Here is an 18,423-nt window from a genome sequence, read left to right as displayed (position 1 = left end):
CTCAATCGGTTTGAATTGCTTATGCGTTTTTTCACATATGGCGTCTCCGGACGCTGCGTCCAGTCAAGGAGTGAATGTCGTGACCCATCCTGTAGATCTGCCTGTATATGCGGACATTCTTGATGCGGCGAAGCGATTGGAGGGGAAGGCGGTCGAGACGCCCTTGCTCCGCAATGACCGGCTCGACGACAGGCTGGGTGCAAAACTGTTTGTGAAAGCCGAATGCCTGCAGCGCACCGGCTCCTTCAAGTTTCGCGGCGCCTTCAACCGTATCTCCCGCCTGTCCGACGTCGAGAAAGAACGCGGCATTGTTGCCTACTCATCCGGCAATCACGCCCAGGGTGTGGCCGCTGCCGCGCAGCTGAACGGCACGCACGCGAAGATCCTCATGCCGGCCGATGCGCCGCGTTCCAAGGTGGAAGGCGTTCTGTTCTGGGGTGGCGACGTGGTGCCGTTCGACCGTGCGACCGAAAACCGCGAAGCTCTGGGCGCTGCGATATGTGAAGCCGAAGGGCGGATTCTGGTGCCGCCCTATGAAGACCCCCGGATCATAGCCGGACAGGGCACGGCCGGCCTCGAGGCGGCCAATCAGTTGCAGGCCCTGGGCGAGCGTCCCGACATTGTTGTCTGTTGCGCCGGCGGTGGCGGGTTGATCGCCGGTGTCGGCATGGCGATGCGGCATGCCTTCCCCGATGTTGAAATCTGGGCGGCCGAGCCGGCCGGATTTGATGATCACAAGCGATCACTGGCCAGTGGGCGCCGCGAGACCAATGAACGCCTGACCGGTTCGATCTGTGACGCGATCATCACTCCGACCCCCGGCGCCCTGACCTGGGCTCTCAATTCAACCCAGCTCACCGGCGGCGCCGCGATCTCGGACGGTGAAGCCCTCGACGCGATGATCGCGGCCTGGCGTCATCTCAAAATCGTGGTCGAGCCTGGCGGTGTGGCTGCCCTGGCGGCCGTCCTGTCGGGCAAGATCGACATCGCTGGCAAAACGGTCTGCGTGCTGGCGACCGGCGGCAATGTCGACGCGGAGGTTTTCCAGATGGCACTGGCACGGGCGTGACCTGCGTCCCGATGGCGGATGCTGTGCGGATCGCAGTCAGGCGAGTTGTTGTGAAGCCTCGCCCTGATTGGGATTCCAGCCGACTTTTCGACAGGCTTTACGGTGTGCTGGCGGGCCACTGGCGGCATGGTGGCGTGGTGTTGACGCAAGGCTGACGTGGTGGCCTGGCGGCCGGTCTGTTTTTTGGGGCCAATCAGTTTACTCAGGCTTTCCAGGAGACGGGCATGGCTTTCAAGGCAGACGCAGACAAGATCAAACGCTGGCGTGAAGAGCGACACTGGTCGCAGGAACATCTCGCCGAACTGGCCGGTATCGGCCTGCGGACGATTCAGCGGATCGAGACCGGTGAGGCCGCCTCACGCGAGACACTCATGGCCCTGGCTGCGGCCTTCAATGTCGATGTGCTGGCCTTGTGTGTCGATCCCGAGGTCGAGGCCGGCGAGCTTGTCCGCCGGCGCAATGCCAAGGGCAGGGCGGCCTTGCAGCTTTCCTTCTGGATCCATCTCGCCAGCTATCTCTTCGGCATGATCATCTTTGCCGGCATCAGCCTGGGTTCGGGCTGGTTCGTCATGAAATGGCCGATGATCTGGTGGACGGTCGGGATCGCCGGTCACGCCCTGCCGGTCATCTTCATGGAAGTCGTGACGCGGTACCAGGAGCGATACTAGCTCCGTCTTTCAACGGGCCTTGCAAGGCTAGCTGTGCTACCCGGATGGCATGGCTCGTCTTTCCATCATGGACCGGATCGGTCTCATCCTGGCTGGCAGCGCCCTTGTCACAGTCGGCTGGGTGACCCGTGAGGGTGTTGCGGATATCGCGGCGCGCATGCCCTGGCATCACGAGATCGGCACGACCTTCATGGCGATCGGGGTGTTGACGCTGTTGGCCAATGTGAGTGTGCGGGCGAAGTCTCTGGTGATCATCATCATTACCGGGGGGTGGGCTGCCGCCGCCATCTGGGCGGCGATTACCATGGATGATCTGGCCATCCTGCAACGCGGCCTGATCGGTCTGACCGGCGTGTTGGCGGCAATCTTCGCGCTCACCTCGATCCCGAAACTGGTCACCGGGGCGGATGCGGCGGACTGAGTCCGCCGCGTGTTGGCCTCACGCCGAAAAGCATAACTTGTTATTGTCGAGATCGCGGACATAGGCCGAGAACATCGGACCACGATTGCCGGGCGCACCGGCGCACTTGCCGCCCAGCTCAATGACCTTGCTGTGCAGCCGTTGCACCGCGTCCTCGGATTCAAGCGCGAAGCCGACCATGGTCCCGTTTCCATTGGTCGCGGCTTGTTCGTCGAACGGGATGGCGACCGCAAAGGCGAAGTCCTCGCTCTGCCAATAGGTCATCCGGTCATTCGACATCACCTGCTTGATGCCGAATTCCGCGAAAAACGCATCGTAGAACCGGGTCGATGCGTCCTTGTCATTCGTGCCGACGACGAAATAGTTCATTTTCATGGCTTGCGCTCCTGAGTGCCCAGGCACCGTTTTGGTGTCTGGCCCAAGGTGTATCGCCAAATAAGACATTTTATGTCTTATTTGTTGGATGGCGCGCTCGAATTCAAAAGACAGGCTGCGGCGGATGGACATGCTGGCTGTCCAGCTCAAGCAGGATGGGCTGTGCACGGTCAGCGATCTCGCACGGCAACATGATGTCAGCGAGCGCACGATTGCCCGTGATCTTTTGCTCATGCGCGAGCAGGGCTTGCCCATTGATTCCGACCGGGGGCGGGGTGGCGGCGTGCGGCTCGACCGCAATTGGGGGGTGGGCCGGCTGAACCTTTCCTATGCCGAAGCCGTTGACCTGCTGATTAGTATCGAGGTGTCCGAACAGATGCGCTCGCCGATGTTCCTGGCCAGCCTGGGATCGGTGCGGCGACAGCTTGTGGCGTCCTTCTCGCCGGACAAACGCAACAAGGTGACCCGGATGAAGTCCCGGATCCTGATTGGCGACACGGCCTCTACCTATGTCCAGTCGGGTGTCGCTGCGCCGCCGAAACCCGTCGTGCAGGCCTTGCACCAGGCCTTCATGGATCAGGAAATGCTGGCGATCGGATACCGGCGCGAAGACGGCGTGACGTCCGAACGGCAGATCGAGCCGCACTATCTCCTGCTGAAATACCCGGTCTGGTATGTGGTCGCCTTCGATCATCTCCGGGAGGCGACGCGTGTGTTCCGGTGTGACCGGATCCTGTCGGCCAGACGGACTGGCACGCAGTTCCGGCTTTTGCCCAGGGACGCGTTCGCGTCGTCGCTGGATGGCAATGATTTGTTGGTGTGATGCGGGATGGGGACATATCTCCTTGCCTTACCCGCTTGTCATCCCCGCTGGACGTCCGGCGCAGGCCGGACGCAAGGCGGGGACCTCACTCTTCCCGACAGCCTGGCCCCTGATTCTCGCCCGGCCTGCGCCGGGCGGGAACCTGCGCCCGCGTAGGCGGGTGGCAGAGGAGACAAAGGGATACGCGCACGGCTTCTCGTCTTCGCGCGCTTTCACGCCGAAGGATGGGAGGGAACGGGATGCCGGCGGACACCGGGGTGTCCGTTTGGTTGGTAGGCGGTGTCCGTGGTGTCCTCGGCATCCCGCTCTCGGAGATTTCCCGGACGCTCTCGCCCCCGATTCCAATGCGTCAGGTAGATGGGGTCGGTCGTTTAGTGCCCCGCGACCTGGTCGCACGCCCTGCCGGAGCTTTGGAATGTCACATCCAACGCGCGGACAGGCTCCGCTCGTTTCCGGGCATAAGTGACTGAGCTCGTGCCTCCCGTCCCGAAAACCGAGGGCATTATGTGCTGGCGGTCTAGGGGGGAGGATAAGTTTTCGGGATTTTTCTGGCAGAGCGCGTTTTCCCTCTCCCTTGGGAGAGGGCCAGGGTGAGGGGTAAATCCCGGTGAGCGCAGGAGAAATCCCCCTCATCCGGCCTCCGGCCACCTTCTCCCAAGGGAGAAGGAAAGCAGCGCGCAACGGGGATTAGTTGCGCTCAACAGGTCCTTTCCCAGAAATGGGAAAGTGGGGCGAAGGGTCGGATCGGGTGATGCTGAATGAGCGCGGCAATCGCTTGCCGGTGCTACTCTTCCGGATCGACCATGATCCGCACCGGTGCCGCGCCGCGATGCATGTCGTCCTCGATCAGGAGCGGGACAGCGGCGTCGTCATTCAGGCGTGAGCGGTAGACCTGCAGGTTTTCCATCACGCGCTGGACGTAATTGCGGGTCTCCGAGAAGGGGATGCTCTCGACCCAGTCGACCGGATCGACGTCCGGATCGCGCGGGTCGCCATAGTCGCGGATCCAGCGATTGGCGCGGTGCGAACCGGCATTATAGGCGGCCAGGGCGATGACATAGGAGCCGTCATAATCGTCCACCACTTCGGCGAGGTGGTGCATCGCCAGGGTGAGATTGTAGTCGAGATCATCGGTCAGCCAGCTATAGCGGTAGGTCTCGCCCAGATCGCGGGCAGTGGCACGGGCCGTGGCCGGCATCAGCTGCATCATGCCGCGGGCGCCGGCACCGGAAACGGCGTGCTGGCCGAACTCGGTCTCCTGGCGGATGATGGAATGGGTCAGCGCGTCTTCCGGACGCTGGGCGCGGACATTGGTCTGGGCCGGCAGCTGGATCGTCGGATAGGCGCTTTGCGGCAGGATGATACCGCGCAGGCGCGCGGCCTTGGCGGCGCGGACGGCCTGACGCAGATAAAGATAATTGCTGGCCAGGCGAGCCAGCAGGACCGCTTCCTGCGGATCGGTCAGCTGATCGTCGAGCCGGTAGCTGAACAGGCGGAAATAATATTCCTCATTCTGTTCCGCGAGCAGACGCATGGCGCGGACCAGCGGGCGGGCCTCGAAACGGATCACAGCTTCCGGCGTCGGTTCTGGATCACGCTCCAGGGCCAGTTCCCCGACCGTGTCGGTCAGCTGCGTGAGAGCGAGCTGGCCATAATAAGCGGTCGAGTGCTGACCGGCCTCGGCGTAAATCACGGCGGCCTCGTCCGACCGGCCCAGCGCATCAAGCGCGCGGGCCATCCAGTAGGAACCGCGTGACTGGCTGACCGGGGTCGAGACATTGTCCCGAAGGCGCGTGAAATGGGCGAGGGCGTCCTCCGGGCGGTCCAGGTGGACCAGTGCCAGCCATCCGGCCATGAATTCGGCGTCGGCGAAGTCAGCGCCGGACGACATGCCGTGAGCCCGGGCGAGCTGGTAGGCGGTGTCATAGTCCTGGTCGCGCACCAGCGTGAGGATCATTAGCTTGCGTTCGGTCCACATCAATTCCAGCGCAGTCACATCGGTGTGGCTGTCGGGCAGCTGGAGCAGAAGCGGCAGGGTCGAGTCGCGCATCCCTGATCGACGGCGCCAACGGGCACGTTCAAAGACCAGGCCGGGGTCATTCGACAGGCTGGCAGGTATCCGGTCGACGGCCCGGTCAACACCGCTCTGCCGTCCGGCCAGTCGCAGCCGAGCATCGGCCAGATTGCGGTTATTCCCCGACAAGAGCGGCAATACCCGGCGCGCGAGCGTGCGCTGGTTGGACCAGATCAGATAGTCGATCCGCGCCATGTGGTCGTCTTCGGTGAAGACATCCTGGTGGCGCGAATAAGTGTCACTCTGGACCTGGCTGGCGAGGCGACCCGAGCGCCAGGTCTCGCGCAACAGCGCCTCGCCCTCGGCAATCCGGCCAACCCCGATCAGGGCTTCGGCATGGGCAATCCGGCCGCGACCGGTCGTCGGCGGGTTCTCCTCGAACCAGCCGAGAATGAAAGGCGCCGTGAGGCCGGAGCCGTCAATCTTCGACTCGGCCTCGGAGCGGATAAAGCTGTCACGCGGCCAGTTGTCGAGCTCGGTCAATGCCAGGTCGAGTTCAAGGAAGCTGGCGCGGGCATCGTTCAGTGCAATGCGCCACAGCAGGATGTCGCGCGCGGCCGTGTCGGTCAGTTCGAGTCGCAATTCGCGGACCCGGGCCCAGTCTTCGTCGTCAGCGGCATCCAAGCCCTCACGAAACCGGTTGAAGTCGGCATCGGAGAGGTATTGCGAGAAATTGATGGGCTCCGGCCGCATACGGGGCGTGGGAAGCTGCGCCTCGGCGGCGACAGACAGGGCAAGCAATACAAACGCGGAAACGCAACGTGCGATCATGGCAAACGGGACACTTTTCGATCGACTGGAACGCCTATCATCACAGCAAATCTCGCGCCCTGTCCAGACTTGACAAGAACACTTGGCCGTGTGCGACGCGGTCGATATGGTCACGCGCTGATTTGGCCGTATCCGGGAATGAAACATGTTCAAGGGATCCATGACTGCGCTCGTCACCCCATTCAAGAATGGGGCCGTGGACGAAGACGCTGTCGCTGCACTGGCCGAGCGTCAGATCGCCGCCGGTACGCACGGGCTGGTTCCGTGCGGTACGACAGGTGAAAACGCGACGCTGACCTTTGAAGAGCACATGCGCGTCGTCGAGATTGTCGTCGTCACCGCCAAGGGGCGCGTGCCGGTGGTCGCCGGGACCGGTTCCAACAGCACTGCGGTTGCCATTGCCAACCAGCGCCGGGCGAAAGAACTCGGCGCCGATGCCGGTCTTGTCGTCGCGCCCTATTACAACAAGCCAAACGCCGAAGGTCTGTTTCAACACTTCAAGGCCATCCACGACGCCGTCGATTTGCCGATTGTGGTCTACAACGTTCCCGGTCGGACCGTCGTCGACATCCAGGCTGACACCGTCGCCCGGATCGCCGGTCTCGAGCGTGTGGTCGGTATCAAGGATGCAACCGGCGACATGGCACGGGTGTCGGACCATCGCCGTTTGATCGGCACCGATTTTGTATTGCTGTCGGGTGATGATCCGTCGGCGCTCGGATTCAATGCTGCCGGTGGTGTCGGGGCGATCTCGGTCACCTCGAATGTCGCGCCGGACTTGTGCGCGCAGTTCCAGGACGCCACATTGGCAGGTGACTGGGAGACTGCGCGTGAGCTCAACGACAAGCTGATGCCTTTGCATCACGCGCTGTTCTCGTCATCCAGCCCCGGACCTGCCAAATATGCCCTGTCCGTGCTGGGCGTGATGAATACCGAGTTGCGCCTGCCGCTGACCGAGCCGAATGAGGCCTCCAATGCCCAGGTCCGGGCCGCCCTTGTCCATGCCGGCCTGCTTGATCGGGCCTGATAGAAAGTATCATGAGTAAACCCAAATCCGAGACCGCACCTGTTGCCGTCAACCGGCGAGCCCGCTTTGACTACGAGATCGAGGAAACCTTCGAGGCCGGGTTGATGCTGATGGGTTCGGAGGTGAAATCCTTGCGCGAGGGTCGCGCCAATATCGCCGAGAGCTATGTCAGTGCCGAGCGCGAAGGCCTGTGGCTGATCAATGCCGACATCCCGCCCTACGGGCCGGCCAACCGGTTCAATCACGAGCCGAAGCGGCACCGCAAGCTTCTGCTCAAGGCCAAGGAAATTGCCAGGCTGACAGGAGCCTCTACCCAGCAGGGCCGGACGATTGTTGCGCTTCGGCTCTACTTCAATGGTCGGGGGCTGGCCAAGCTCCAGATCGGTCTGGCGACCGGCAAGAAGACGGTCGACAAGCGCCAGACGATCAAGGACCGCGAGTGGAACAAGCAGAAGTCGCGCTTGATGAAGAATTACGGCTGACGTGCCGGCGGATATCTGCTCAGACGCTGGCTGATGTCTCGACCGCGAACCGGTCGCGATAGGCCTGCGGCGTGACGCCCAGCAGGCGGGCAAATGACCGCCGCATGCGCTCGTCATTGCCGAAGCCGGTCTGGCTGGCGACCGTCTTGATCGAGACATTGGGGTTTTCCAGCATGGCCCGGGCCGCATCGACCCGGAACTGCTCCACCGCGCGGGCCGGGGTCATGCCCGTATCATCGGTATAGAGGCGGGCGAAATTGCGCGGACTCATGCCGGAGCGCTCGGCCAGTGACTCGACCTTGAGGTCGGCGACCAGATTGTCCTTCATCCAGAAATGGAGGGCGTCAAAGCGCCCGGTCGCGGACCGCTTTTGCTGTTTCAGCGCCTCGGAAAACTGGGACTGGCCGCCGGGGCGTTTCACATAGACGAGCAGTGACCGGGCCAGCTCGAGCGCCAGCTCGCGGCCATGGTCGCGTTCGACCATGGCGAGGGCTAGATCGATACCGGCGGTGACACCCGCAGAGGTCCACACCCGCCCGTCCTCGACAAAAATGGGATCCGGGTCGACCTCGGTGCCGGGACAGTCTTCGGCGAGACGTTCACAATGGCGCCAATGGGTGACCGCGCGCTTGCCCTCCAGAAGTCCGGCAGCGCCCAGCAGGAAGGCACCGGTGCATGTGGAGGCAATGCGCCCGCTTTTCTCGGCCGATTTCTGGATTGCCTGGACCAGACGGGCGTCGCGGCAGGCGGGAAAGACACCTGCGCCTCCGGCGATCATCAGCGTGTCGTCTTCATCCAGCCCGATCCCGGCGAGACGCCGCGTATTCAGCAGCACACCGGCATCGGTCTCCACAGGGCCGCCATAATAAGAGGCGATCGGGGTCGAATAGGCGGTGCGACCCAGAAAGGTATTGGCATCCTGGAACACCTGCAGCGGACCGGTCACATCCAGCAGCTTGACGCCGGCAAAGGTCACAAAGGCGACGCAGCGTTCGATTTGTTCAGGATTGGCAGAAAAAGGGAGCATGTGGTCATTTATGCCATCTGCACGCCGGTATATCCAGCGGAAACAACGAGAAACGCGGGAATAGGGTTAACGCAATGAAACTAGCGATGGAAGATGTCATCAATGAGACATGCCCGTGGTCGGGCCAGCCGGTGTCCGCAATTGCCCTCACACGCTACCGGGGTGAAGTCGTCGGGTTTTGCAATCCGGAGTGCCGGGACAAGTTCGAGTCCGCGGTCCGTCACTTCGATGCGCGACTGGCGGAAGCAGGTGCAAATCCTGCCAGCCCCGACCGCCCTTGATCTACGCGGCAGGGGCGAATTCCCCTGTCAGGCGAGCGATCGGGTGCTGTCCACACGTGGCAGGATGTCAGGGTGTCCTGTCCAGCCAGGCCCGGATGTCGGCGAAGACGGCGTCGAACATGGCCTCGGTCAGCCGGCCGGTATTGGTGTTGTAGCGGGAGCAATGATAGCTGTCGAACAGGCGCAGCGAGCCGTTCGGGCCGGGGATGTCGGCTGTCGCAGCGTGTCCGAACTTGACCGTCTTGAGCGGCAGGCCGAGGGCTCTCAGCGTGTTGTCGTGCGAGATCTTTCCCAGACATAACACCGCTGTCAGGCGCGGCATCGCTGCGATGCGGCTGGTCAGGAAGGGGCGACAGGCATTGGCCTCGGCGCCGACTGGTTTGTTCTCGGGCGGCACGCAGCGAACGGCATTGGTGATCATGGCGTCGACCAACTCGACGCCGTCTCCGGCATGACTGGCATAGGTGCCGCGGGAAAACCCGAAACGGTCGAGGGTCGCGTACAAAAGGTCGCCGGCCCAGTCACCAGTGAAGGGGCGGCCGGTCCGGTTGGCGCCGCGCAATCCGGGTGCCAGGCCGATGATCAGCAACCGGGCCTGATCTGATCCGAACGACTCGACCGGTGCGTTGTGCCAGTCGGGGTGATCGACTGCGACAGCCTCGCGAAAGGCGACCAGGCGCGGGCAGAGCGGGCAATCCAGTGGCGCTTCGGGTGGAATGGTGACAGTCACGAGCTGGCCGGTGCCCGGCCGATCATGGCTCGCAAGTCGTCCAGTTCGATAAAGGCGTCTGCCTCCCGGCGCAGATCGTCGGAGATCATGGACGGGCTGGTTTTCAACGAAGAGACGACCGAGATCCGGGCGCCCTTGGCGCGTGCCGCGGCGAGGGCGTAGCGGAAATCGCCGTCACCGGTGAACAGGATGATATGGTCCAGATAGGTGGCGGCTTCGAGCATGTCGACCGCCAGTTCGATATCCATGTCACCCTTGATCCGGCGACGGCCATGGTCGTCGGTGTACTCCTTGGCCGGCTTCGTGATCACCGAGAAGCCGTTATAGTCGAGCCAGTCGACCAGCGGGCGCAAGGGATTGTATTCCTCGTGCTCCAGCAGGGCCGTGTAGTAATTGGCGCGGATCAGCTTTCCACGCTTGCGGAACTCCTCGAGAAGGCGTTTGAAATCGATATCGAAATCCAGCGCCTTGGTCGTTGAGAACAGGTTGGCGCCGTCGATGAAAAGACCGATCCGCTCGTCAGGGTAGAATGCCATGGGAATATCCTTGGAAAACGCGATGAATACGGGAAAACAATCTGCGCCGATATATATCGCGCTCGGGGCCAATCTTCCACTGGGCGAGTGGAGCCCGCGTGAGACCCTTGCCCGGGCGCGGATCGCCCTGGCAGAGGCGGGTCTCGGTATCGTGTCGGCGTCCTCGGACTGGCATAGCCCGGCCTGGCCCGACCCGTCCGAGCCGCCCTATGTCAACGCCGTTGCCGAGATTGCCTCGGACCAGTCCGCCCGGGCCATCCTCGAAAGGCTGCACGCCATTGAAGCGACTTTCGGACGCAAGCGCGCCGTGTGCAATGAGCCGCGGCCGCTCGATCTTGATCTCATTGATTGTCGGGGCGAGCGGACAGACGCGCCGGACGGGTTGGTCCTTCCCCATCCCAGGGCCACGTCACGAGCCTTCGTGTTACTGCCACTGGCCGAGATTGCGCCGGGCTGGAGCGACCCGGTGAGCGGACAGTCCATCATTGATCTGATCGCCGCATTGCCGCAGGCGGATCGCAGCGCAACATACAAGCTGCAAGAGAGCGGAAAACTCTCACCCGACCACCTTGCTTTTGAAGGGCGAGGGGATTAGGTAACGCGGTTCCAAAACCTCTAGCGCTGGTTCAAGGAGTTCGCGCGCATGGCTCGCGTCACTGTCGAAGACTGCATCGAAAAAATTCCCAATCGTTTCCGTCTGGTTCTGATGGCGGCACATCGTGCCCGCAACATCTCGGCCGGCTCCGAGCTGACGATTGATCGCGACAATGACAAGAACCCTGTCGTTGCCCTCCGCGAGATCGCGGACGAAACCCTCGACATGGACTCGCTGAAGGACAGCCTGGTCAACGGTCTGCAGCGCGTGCTGCCGAGCGAGGACGAGGAAGATGCGGCGCGCGAAGAGCGTGGCCAGCAGATGGAAGCCCTGCCGGCACCGCCGGTCGAGCTCGACGAAGCCGAGATGCTCAAGGCCCTCCAGAACGACCGGGACGGCGCGCCTGACGGCCGCCTCTAACGCGCCTTGACCTCCGGCGCGACGTCACCCGAACTGGACCCGTCGCCGCCCGCCATACCCAGCGCGGACGAGCTGATAGCGCGTATCCGCCGGTATTTCCCCAAAGTCGATGCCGACTTCGTGCGGCGCGCCTATGACTTTGCCGAGGAAGCACACCGGCCACAGCGCCGCCAGTCGGGCGAGCCCTATTTTGCCCATGTGGCCCAGGTCGCGATGATCCTCGCGGACCTGCGCATGGATGTGGCCACGGTCTGCACCGGCCTGCTCCATGATACGGTCGAGGACACACCGGCAACCCTGGAAGACCTGACCGACGCCTTCTCCGAGGAGGTCGCCAGCCTGGTCAACGGGGTCACCAAGCTGGGCCAGATGGAGCTGCGCTCCAAACGCACCAAACAGGCCGAAAACCTGCAAAAACTGGTGGTGGCGATCTCGGATGATGTCCGGGTCCTGATCGTCAAACTCTGCGACCGGCTGCACAATATGCGCACCCTGGATGCCATTTCCCGCGCCGACAAGCGTGAACGGATCGCGCTCGAAACGCTGGAGATCTATGCCCCGCTGGCGCGCCGTATCGGTATCAACCGTGTCTGTGTCGAGCTTGAGGACCTGGCCTTCGAGCACGTCAATGCGTCGGCCCATGAATCGATCAACACCCGGCTGAAGCGCCTGCGTGATGCCCATGCCGAGGAAGTTTCGGTCGTGTCGGCCGCGATGACCGACAGTCTCGCCAAGGCCGGGATTGAAGGGCGTATTTTCGGGCGTGAGAAGCGGCCTTACTCGATCTGGCGCAAGCTGGAACGCAAGGGGCTGACCTTTGAGGAAATCGCTGACATCTATGCCTTCCGCCTGATCGTCGACACACCGGATGACTGCTATCGGGCGCTGGGCGTGATCCATCAGTCCTGGCGCTGTGTGCCGGAGCGCTTCCGCGATTTCATTTCCCTGCCCAAACCGAACAATTACCGCTCCTTGCACACCACGGTGATGGGCCCGAAAAATGTCCGGGTCGAGCTTCAGATCCGCACCGAGGAGATGGAGTCGGTGGCCGAGAGCGGTGTGGCCGCGCACTGGCGCTACAAGAATTCCTCCTACACCTATGACGCCGATGCGGCTCAAGCCGCCGGCGGGGATCCGCTGGAGCGTTTGCGGCCCTTCGTGGAAATCCTCAACCAGGGTGGCGATCCGGAGGAATTCCTCGAGCACGCCAAGCTCGAGATGTTCGCCGACCAGGTCTACTGTTTCACCCCCAAGGGCGACCTGATCTCGCTGCCGGTTGGCGCAACGCCGCTGGACTTCGCCTACGCGGTCCATACCGAGCTGGGCCACACCACGGTTGCGGCCAAGATCAATGGCCGGGAACGCCCGCTGCGCACCCGGCTGCACAATGGTGATGTCGTCGCGATCGTGAAGGGTGGCGTCCGCCAGCCGCCGGCAGGATGGGAGAATCTCGCCGTCACCGGCCGCGCCCGTGCCGCCATCCGCCGCCTGATCCGCGAGAGCGAGCGCGACGAATTCCATCGCATCGGCAAGATCATGGCCGAGCACGCCTTCCGCCGCGAAGGTCGGACGCTGATCGAGGATGACCTGAAGGACGCGCTGTCGCGGCTTGAGGTGAAAGACGTGCACGAGATGTACGAAACTCTCGGTCGGGGCCGGATTTCTTCGGTCGACATGCTCAATGCGGCCTTCCCGGGACGGCTCGACGAGCGTCCGGATACAACGGGACGCGACCTGATCCAGGATAGCAAAGCCCGGCTTTATGTACGCGGACGTGGCCTGACCCAGGGCGTGACGCTGCATTTTGCCGAATGCTGCTCGCCCTTGCCCGGTGACCGGATTGTCGGCCTGCTGCGCAAGGACAAGGGGATCGAGATCCACACCATCGATTGCGAACGCCTCGCCCAGTACGAGGAAGGCGCGATGGATGAATGGCTCGATCTGGCCTGGACGGCCGAAGCCGAAGGCAATGCCGTCTCGATGGCGCGCATCCAGGCGGTCATGCACAATGAACCGGGCGCCCTGGCCGAGATCGCCAAGACGGTGTCGGAGAACCGCGGCAATATCGCCGCCGTCACCACCCGCAACCGGGCCGCCGATTTCTTTGACATGGAATTCGACGTCGAAGTGTTCGATACCCGGCACCTGGCCAATATCCTGGCCGCCATCCGCATGTGTGAGACCGTCGTCTCTGCCGACCGGGCGAGGGCGGAAATCGAGGAGATAAAGGAAGAATGACACGCGACGAAGTCCTGGCCGAATTCCGGGCCGCCGGCGCCCTGCTCGAGGGCCATTTCATCCTCTCTTCCGGTCTGCGCAGCGGCGTCTTCCTGCAAAAGGCGCGTGTCTTCTCCGAACCGGAACGCACCGAGCGCCTGTGCAAGGCTCTGGCGGCGAAAGTCCGCGCTGAACTTGGCGACGCGCCAACCGTGATCGTCTCGCCAGCCACCGGCGGTATCGTTCCGGGTTATGAGATGGCGCGCCAGATGGGGCTCAAGGGGCTTTATGTCGAGCGCGAGAATGGCGAATTCACCCTGCGTCGCGGTTTCGAACTGACCAAGGATGACAAGGTCCTGGTGGTCGAGGACATTGTCTCGACCGGCCTGTCCTCGCGCGAATGCATTGAAGCGATCAACAAGACCGGCGCCACGGTGATAGCCGAGGCCTGCCTCGTTGACCGGTCTGGCGGTGAGGCCGATGTCGGCGTGCCGCTGATCGCGCTGACCGAATACAAGGTTCCGGCCTATCCGGCCGATCAATTGCCGCCGGAACTGGAAGCCATACCGGCCATCAAGCCGGGCAGTCGCGGTCTCGCCTGAGACCGTTCGGACACGTATAGACAGGAGCAGCCGGTGAGCATTCGTCTCGGCGTCAATATCGATCATGTCGCCACCATCCGGAATGCGCGCGGTGGCGAGCATCCGGACCCGGTGCGCGCGGCACGTCAGGCCTCCGAGGCGGGCGCGGACGGGATTACCGCGCATCTGCGCGAGGACCGTCGCCACATCACCGATACCGATATTGACCGGCTGATGGCCGAGATCGACCTGCCGCTGAACCTGGAAATGGCGGCGACACCGGAAATGCTCGACATCGCCCTGCGTCACAAGCCGCATGCGGTCTGCCTGGTGCCGGAAAAGCGTGAAGAGCGTACCACCGAGGGCGGTCTGGATGTCGCTGCCGGTCACAACACGATCGCGCCCTATGTGCGTCAGCTGCGCGAAGCGGGCAGCCGCGTCTCGCTCTTCATCGAGCCGGATCCGGTCCAGATCGCCGTCGCCGAAGCCATGGGCGCAGCGGTGGTGGAGCTTCATACCGGCGCCTATTGCGAGGCGTTTCTCGCTGGTGACAAAGCCAAGCTCGACCATCATCTCAAACGCCTGCAAGCGGCGTCCACCGTGGCCCATGAGCGCGGGCTGGAAGTCCATGCCGGTCACGGCCTGACCTATGACACCGTCAAGCCGATCGCCGCCATCCCGGAAGTGATCGAGCTCAATATCGGCCATTTCCTGATCGGTGAGGCGATCTTCCGGGGTTTGCGCGAGGCCGTCGGGACGATGCGCGGGCTGATCGAAGAGGCGCGGGCAGCGTCATGATCATCGGTCTCGGCTCCGACCTGATGGATATCCGGCGCATCGAAAAATCGATCGAGCGCTTTGGCGACCGCTTCATCCAGCGTGTCTTCACCGAGATCGAGCAGGCCAAGTCCGACAAGCGCCGCATGCGCGCTGCCAGCTATGCCAAGCGCTTTGCGGCCAAGGAAGCGGGCGCGAAGGCATTGGGCACCGGGATTGCGCGCGGCGTCTCCTGGAAGGAGATCGGCGTGGTCAACCTGCCTAGCGGCAAGCCGACACTGGAATTCAAGGGCCGGGCCCTGGAGCGGGCCCTGGCGCTGACCCCGCACGGGCATGAGCCCTTCGCCCATATCACCATCACCGACGACCATCCCTGGGCCCAGGCCTTCGTGGTGCTCGAAGCGCGGCCGATCGGCCATCATTTCGACGGGCTCGCCCATGGCTGATCCGATTGCCCGGCTGGAACAGCGCATTGGCTATGTCTTCACTGATAAGCGCCTGATCGAGCGCGCCTTGACCCATGGCAGTTTTGCCGAAGGTCGCAAGACCATCCCCACCTATGAACGCCTGGAATTCCTTGGCGACCGGGTGCTGGGCCTGATGACGGCGGAAGCGCTGTTCAAGTCCTTCGACAAGGCCGATGAGGGCGCGCTGGCGCCGCGGCTCAACTCGATGGTGCGCAAGGAAACCTGCGCCGATGTCGCCCGCGCGGTCGATCTGGGTGCCGCGCTGCGGATCGGCAAGTCGGAAGAGAAGGGCGGTGGTCGCAACAAGACTTCCATCCTCGGCGATGCCTGCGAATCCCTGATGGCGGCCATTTATCTCGATGGCGGCCGGGCGGCGGTCCAGGCCTTCTTTGATCATCATTGGGGCCCGCGTATCGAAGCGCTCAAGGCCAAGCCGCTGGACGCCAAGTCGGCGCTGCAGGAATGGGCGGCCAAGACAGGTCGCGGTGTTCCGCGCTATGAACTCACCGAACGTTCCGGCCCGGATCACCGGCCGGTCTTCACCGTGCAGGTCACGGTCACACCCCTTGCGCCCGCTGTGGGCGAGGGCGGTTCCAAGCAGGTCGCCGAACGGGCTGCCGCCGAGGAATTGCTGAAACGCGAAGGACAGCATGTCTGACACTCCCAAACGCTGCGGCTTTGCCGCAGTCATCGGTTCGCCGAACGCCGGTAAATCCACCCTCGTCAACGCGCTGGTCGGCGAGAAGGTCACCATCGTCACCCACAAGGTGCAGACGACCCGTTTCGCCGTGCGCGGCGTGGCCCTGGCCGGCGAGACCCAGATCGTCCTGGTCGACACGCCCGGCGTGTTCGCGCCCAAGACGCGGCTCGACAAGTCGATGGTCGCGGCGGCCTGGTCCGGTGCCGGCGAGGCTGACACGATCATGCATGTCGTCGATGCCGGAGCCCGCGCCCGGATGGAGCATGGCGGTGCCAAGAGCGGCGACAGCCGCATGGTCGAGGATGATGACCGCGTTACCGAAGGTCTGAAGAAGACCGAGCAAAAGGCCATACTGGTCCTCAACAAGGTCGATTTGATGCCGCGCGACCAGCTTCTGGCCATGTCGCAGGAACTCTACGAGACCGGCGTCTATTCCGAGGTCTTCATGATCTCGGCCAAGACCGGATCGGGCGTGCCGCAGCTGCGCGAATTCATCGCCGGCCTCATGCCGGAAGGCGTCTGGCACTATCCCGCCGACCAGGTCGCCGATCTGCCGGCCCGCATCCTCGCCGCCGAAATCACCCGCGAAAAAGTCTATCTGCGCCTGCACGAAGAGCTGCCCTACGCCTCGATGGTCGAGACCGAGGTCTGGAAGAAGTTGCGCGACGGCTCGCTGCGTATCGAACAATCCATCATCGTCGAGCGCGAAACCCAAAAACCCATCGTCCTGGGCAAGGGCGGCAGCGCCGTCAAATCGATCGGCGAAGCCTCCCGCAAGGAGCTGGAAGAAGTGCTGGGCTGCAAGGTCCACCTCTTCCTCAATGTGAAAGTCGACGCCAAATGGATGGCGCGGCGCTCGCACTACAAGGATGTGGGTCTGGATTTCGACGTCTGAGCCAACCCCTCACCCGACCCTTCGGGCCACCCTCTTCCGCAAAGGGAGAGGGCGTTCTTGCCAGCGGCGGGCGCATAGGCCTTCTCCCCTCGCGGGAGAAGGTCCCCGAAGGGAGGATGAGGGGGCGCGTGAGGCCGGTCACGCGAGGTCCCGGCCAGAATTTGCTAATCCACAGTCATGAACTACCGGCTCGGCAGTTTTGCGCGCCGCATGCGCACCGCCCAGACCCCGGCCGAGGCCCGGCTGTGGTCACGCTTGCGCAATCGCAAACTGACCGGCGCCAAGTTTCGCCGACAGATTCCGATCGGACCCTATATCGTCGACTTCGTCTGCTTCGAGGCCCGGCTGATCATCGAGGCCGATGGCGGCCAGCATGCCGACCTTGAGCCGGAAGACGCCGAGCGAACCGCTTGGCTGGAAGCGCAAGGTTTCACGGTCTTGCGGTTCTGGAACCGGCACATTCTCAAACGCACGGATGCGGTGATGGAGGTCATTGGCGAGACGCTGCACTGGGTGACGCATCCGGACAAGGACAGCCAGCCTGGCTGAACCGCCCCCTCACCCGGCCCTCCGGGCCACCCTCTCCCGCAAGGGGAGAGGGCGTTCTTGCCAGCGGCGGGCGCATACGCCTTCTCCCCTCGCGGGAGAAGGTCCCCGAAGGGGGGATGAGGGGGAAATCCCGGTGTCAGCCGCACAAGACTCACATACAACCACCCCATGGAATGGCGTGATCAGGGCATAGTGCTGGCGGTGCGGCCGCATGGTGAGACCTCGGCAATCGTCGAGGTCTTGACGGCGGAGCAGGGGCGTCATGCCGGGCTGGTGCGCGGAGCGCGTTCGCGCTCCATGCGACCCATCCTGCAGCCGGGCAACCAGATCACGGTCAATTGGCGGGCCCGCCTGTCGGAGCATTTGGGCATGTTCCAGATCGAGGCCGATGATCTCACTGCCGGCATGGTGATGGAGGACCGCACCGCGCTGGCCGGTCTCAATTCCGCCTGTGCGATTGCCGTGATGGGTCTGCCCGAACGTGAAGCCCATCCGCGCGTGCATCAGGGTTTTCAGCTCTTGCTGGGCGCTTTCGACAATCCCGACATCTGGCCGGCGCTCTATGTGCGCTGGGAGGCGGGGCTATTGTCCGACCTGGGCTATGGCCTCGACATGTCGGCCTGCGCAGTGACGGGCGTCACCGAGGACCTGACCCATATCTCGCCGCGCACCGGCCGCGCCGTCTGCCGCGAGGAAGCCGCGCCCTACGCCCCCAAACTCCTCGAACTCCCGCCCTTCATGGCCGGCTCCGGCAAGATCGAGGCGGGCGATATCGCACGCGGCTTGGCGCTCACCGGCTATTTCCTCGAACGCCGGGTTTTGTGGCCGATCGACAAACAATTGCCGGAAGCGCGCGGGCGCCTGATGGCGGAACTGGAGCAGGTGGGGCGGTTGTAGATTTTCCTCCCCATGTAATGGGGAGGTGCCCGGCGCAGGCC

The 18,423-nt window shown here is 63.3% G+C and carries 21 protein-coding genes; 16 read left to right on the top strand and 5 right to left on the bottom strand.

The genetic code is table 11. The features are described 5' to 3' along the window. Positions 1-79 precede the first annotated feature (79 nt). The 3 genes from MMAR10_RS08240 (at position 80) to MMAR10_RS08230 (ending at position 2,158) form a co-directional block, all read left to right on the top strand. Complete coding sequence (locus MMAR10_RS08240; RefSeq protein WP_011643528.1) at positions 80-1,069, top strand: threonine ammonia-lyase; 990 nt, start codon at positions 80-82, stop codon at positions 1,067-1,069. A 224-nt stretch (positions 1,070-1,293) separates the two neighbouring features. Beyond that, entirely contained in the window at positions 1,294-1,737 is a 444-nt protein-coding gene (locus tag MMAR10_RS08235) for a helix-turn-helix domain-containing protein (RefSeq protein ID WP_011643527.1), read from the top strand. A gap of 49 nt (positions 1,738-1,786) precedes the next feature. Next, on the top strand, positions 1,787-2,158 hold the full coding sequence (locus tag MMAR10_RS08230) for a hypothetical protein (RefSeq protein WP_011643526.1): 372 nt from the start codon (positions 1,787-1,789) through the stop codon (positions 2,156-2,158). Between the two features lie 18 nt (positions 2,159-2,176). On the opposite strand, the gene MMAR10_RS08225 is transcribed toward MMAR10_RS08230, so the two are convergent. Then, complete coding sequence (locus MMAR10_RS08225) at positions 2,177-2,533, bottom strand: VOC family protein (RefSeq protein ID WP_011643525.1); 357 nt, start codon at positions 2,531-2,533, stop codon at positions 2,177-2,179. A 124-nt stretch (positions 2,534-2,657) separates the two neighbouring features. Between MMAR10_RS08225 and MMAR10_RS08220 the strand changes: the two genes are divergently transcribed. Continuing rightward, positions 2,658-3,356, top strand: a complete 699-nt coding sequence (locus tag MMAR10_RS08220) for a helix-turn-helix transcriptional regulator (RefSeq protein WP_041637442.1) — start codon at positions 2,658-2,660, stop codon at positions 3,354-3,356. Between the two features lie 784 nt (positions 3,357-4,140). Here MMAR10_RS08220 and MMAR10_RS08215 read toward each other — a convergent pair. Beyond that, on the bottom strand, positions 4,141-6,201 hold the full coding sequence (locus tag MMAR10_RS08215; protein WP_011643523.1) for a lytic transglycosylase domain-containing protein: 2,061 nt from the start codon (positions 6,199-6,201) through the stop codon (positions 4,141-4,143). Between the two features lie 145 nt (positions 6,202-6,346). On the opposite strand from MMAR10_RS08215, the gene dapA reads away from it, so the two are divergent. Together dapA and smpB are read left to right on the top strand one after the other, a co-directional pair. Continuing rightward, positions 6,347-7,228, top strand: coding sequence for a 4-hydroxy-tetrahydrodipicolinate synthase (dapA, locus tag MMAR10_RS08210; protein WP_011643522.1), 882 nt, complete (start codon positions 6,347-6,349; stop codon positions 7,226-7,228). A gap of 11 nt (positions 7,229-7,239) precedes the next feature. Beyond that, positions 7,240-7,710: an SsrA-binding protein SmpB gene (smpB, locus tag MMAR10_RS08205; RefSeq protein WP_011643521.1), complete on the top strand. Its 471-nt coding sequence runs from the start codon at positions 7,240-7,242 to the stop codon at positions 7,708-7,710. A 19-nt stretch (positions 7,711-7,729) separates the two neighbouring features. Here the strand turns inward: smpB and MMAR10_RS08200 are convergent, their stop codons facing one another. The 3 genes from MMAR10_RS08200 to MMAR10_RS08185 all read right to left on the bottom strand — a co-directional run bounded on the left by MMAR10_RS08200 (position 7,730) and on the right by MMAR10_RS08185 (position 10,284). Next, entirely contained in the window at positions 7,730-8,737 is a 1,008-nt protein-coding gene (locus MMAR10_RS08200; RefSeq protein WP_011643520.1) for a GlxA family transcriptional regulator, read from the bottom strand. Between the two features lie 348 nt (positions 8,738-9,085). After that, entirely contained in the window at positions 9,086-9,748 is a 663-nt protein-coding gene (locus MMAR10_RS08190) for a uracil-DNA glycosylase (protein ID WP_011643518.1), read from the bottom strand. Further along, positions 9,745-10,284: an NYN domain-containing protein gene (locus MMAR10_RS08185; RefSeq protein WP_011643517.1), complete on the bottom strand. Its 540-nt coding sequence runs from the start codon at positions 10,282-10,284 to the stop codon at positions 9,745-9,747. The genes MMAR10_RS08190 and MMAR10_RS08185 overlap by 4 nt, the downstream gene beginning before the upstream one ends. Before the next feature lie 22 nt (positions 10,285-10,306). Here MMAR10_RS08185 and folK point away from each other — a divergent pair, with 22 nt between their 5' ends. From folK to recO, 10 genes are all read left to right on the top strand, one after another. After that, positions 10,307-10,879 carry a 2-amino-4-hydroxy-6-hydroxymethyldihydropteridine diphosphokinase gene (folK, locus tag MMAR10_RS08180; RefSeq protein WP_011643516.1) on the top strand — a complete coding sequence of 191 codons (573 nt, stop codon included), beginning with the start codon at positions 10,307-10,309 and terminating at the stop codon, positions 10,877-10,879. A gap of 48 nt (positions 10,880-10,927) precedes the next feature. Next, positions 10,928-11,299: a DNA-directed RNA polymerase subunit omega gene (gene rpoZ, locus MMAR10_RS08175; RefSeq protein ID WP_011643515.1), complete on the top strand. Its 372-nt coding sequence runs from the start codon at positions 10,928-10,930 to the stop codon at positions 11,297-11,299. 6 nt (positions 11,300-11,305) lie between these two features. Beyond that, a complete protein-coding gene (locus tag MMAR10_RS08170) occupies positions 11,306-13,537 on the top strand; it encodes a RelA/SpoT family protein (protein ID WP_011643514.1) in 2,232 nt (743 codons plus the stop codon). Beyond that, on the top strand, positions 13,534-14,118 hold the full coding sequence (gene pyrE, locus MMAR10_RS08165) for an orotate phosphoribosyltransferase (protein WP_011643513.1): 585 nt from the start codon (positions 13,534-13,536) through the stop codon (positions 14,116-14,118). The genes MMAR10_RS08170 and pyrE overlap by 4 nt, the downstream gene beginning before the upstream one ends. Positions 14,119-14,151: 33 nt before the next feature. Continuing rightward, positions 14,152-14,895 (top strand): pyridoxine 5'-phosphate synthase, encoded by a 744-nt coding sequence (locus MMAR10_RS08160; protein WP_011643512.1) that lies wholly within the window; start codon positions 14,152-14,154, stop codon positions 14,893-14,895. Beyond that, positions 14,892-15,320 (top strand): holo-ACP synthase, encoded by a 429-nt coding sequence (acpS, locus tag MMAR10_RS08155; protein WP_011643511.1) that lies wholly within the window; start codon positions 14,892-14,894, stop codon positions 15,318-15,320. Before MMAR10_RS08160 ends, acpS begins: the two co-directional genes overlap by 4 nt. After that, on the top strand, positions 15,313-15,999 hold the full coding sequence (rnc, locus tag MMAR10_RS08150) for a ribonuclease III (protein WP_011643510.1): 687 nt from the start codon (positions 15,313-15,315) through the stop codon (positions 15,997-15,999). Before acpS ends, rnc begins: the two co-directional genes overlap by 8 nt. Further along, the gene (gene era, locus MMAR10_RS08145; RefSeq protein ID WP_011643509.1) at positions 15,992-16,936 is read left to right on the top strand and encodes a GTPase Era; all 945 of its coding nucleotides are present in this window, start codon (positions 15,992-15,994) and stop codon (positions 16,934-16,936) included. Before rnc ends, era begins: the two co-directional genes overlap by 8 nt. A 177-nt stretch (positions 16,937-17,113) precedes the next feature. Further along, on the top strand, positions 17,114-17,485 hold the full coding sequence (locus MMAR10_RS08140) for an endonuclease domain-containing protein (protein ID WP_011643508.1): 372 nt from the start codon (positions 17,114-17,116) through the stop codon (positions 17,483-17,485). A 168-nt stretch (positions 17,486-17,653) separates the two neighbouring features. Beyond that, the gene (recO, locus tag MMAR10_RS08135; protein WP_041636879.1) at positions 17,654-18,382 is read left to right on the top strand and encodes a DNA repair protein RecO; all 729 of its coding nucleotides are present in this window, start codon (positions 17,654-17,656) and stop codon (positions 18,380-18,382) included. The last annotated feature ends 41 nt before the right edge of the window (positions 18,383-18,423 follow it).

It is taken from the genome of Maricaulis maris MCS10 (genome assembly GCF_000014745.1).
Lineage (GTDB): Bacteria > Pseudomonadota > Alphaproteobacteria > Caulobacterales > Maricaulaceae > Maricaulis > Maricaulis maris_A.
Note: the sequence above shows the minus strand (reverse complement) of the source record. Positions and strands in the feature narration are given on the sequence as shown.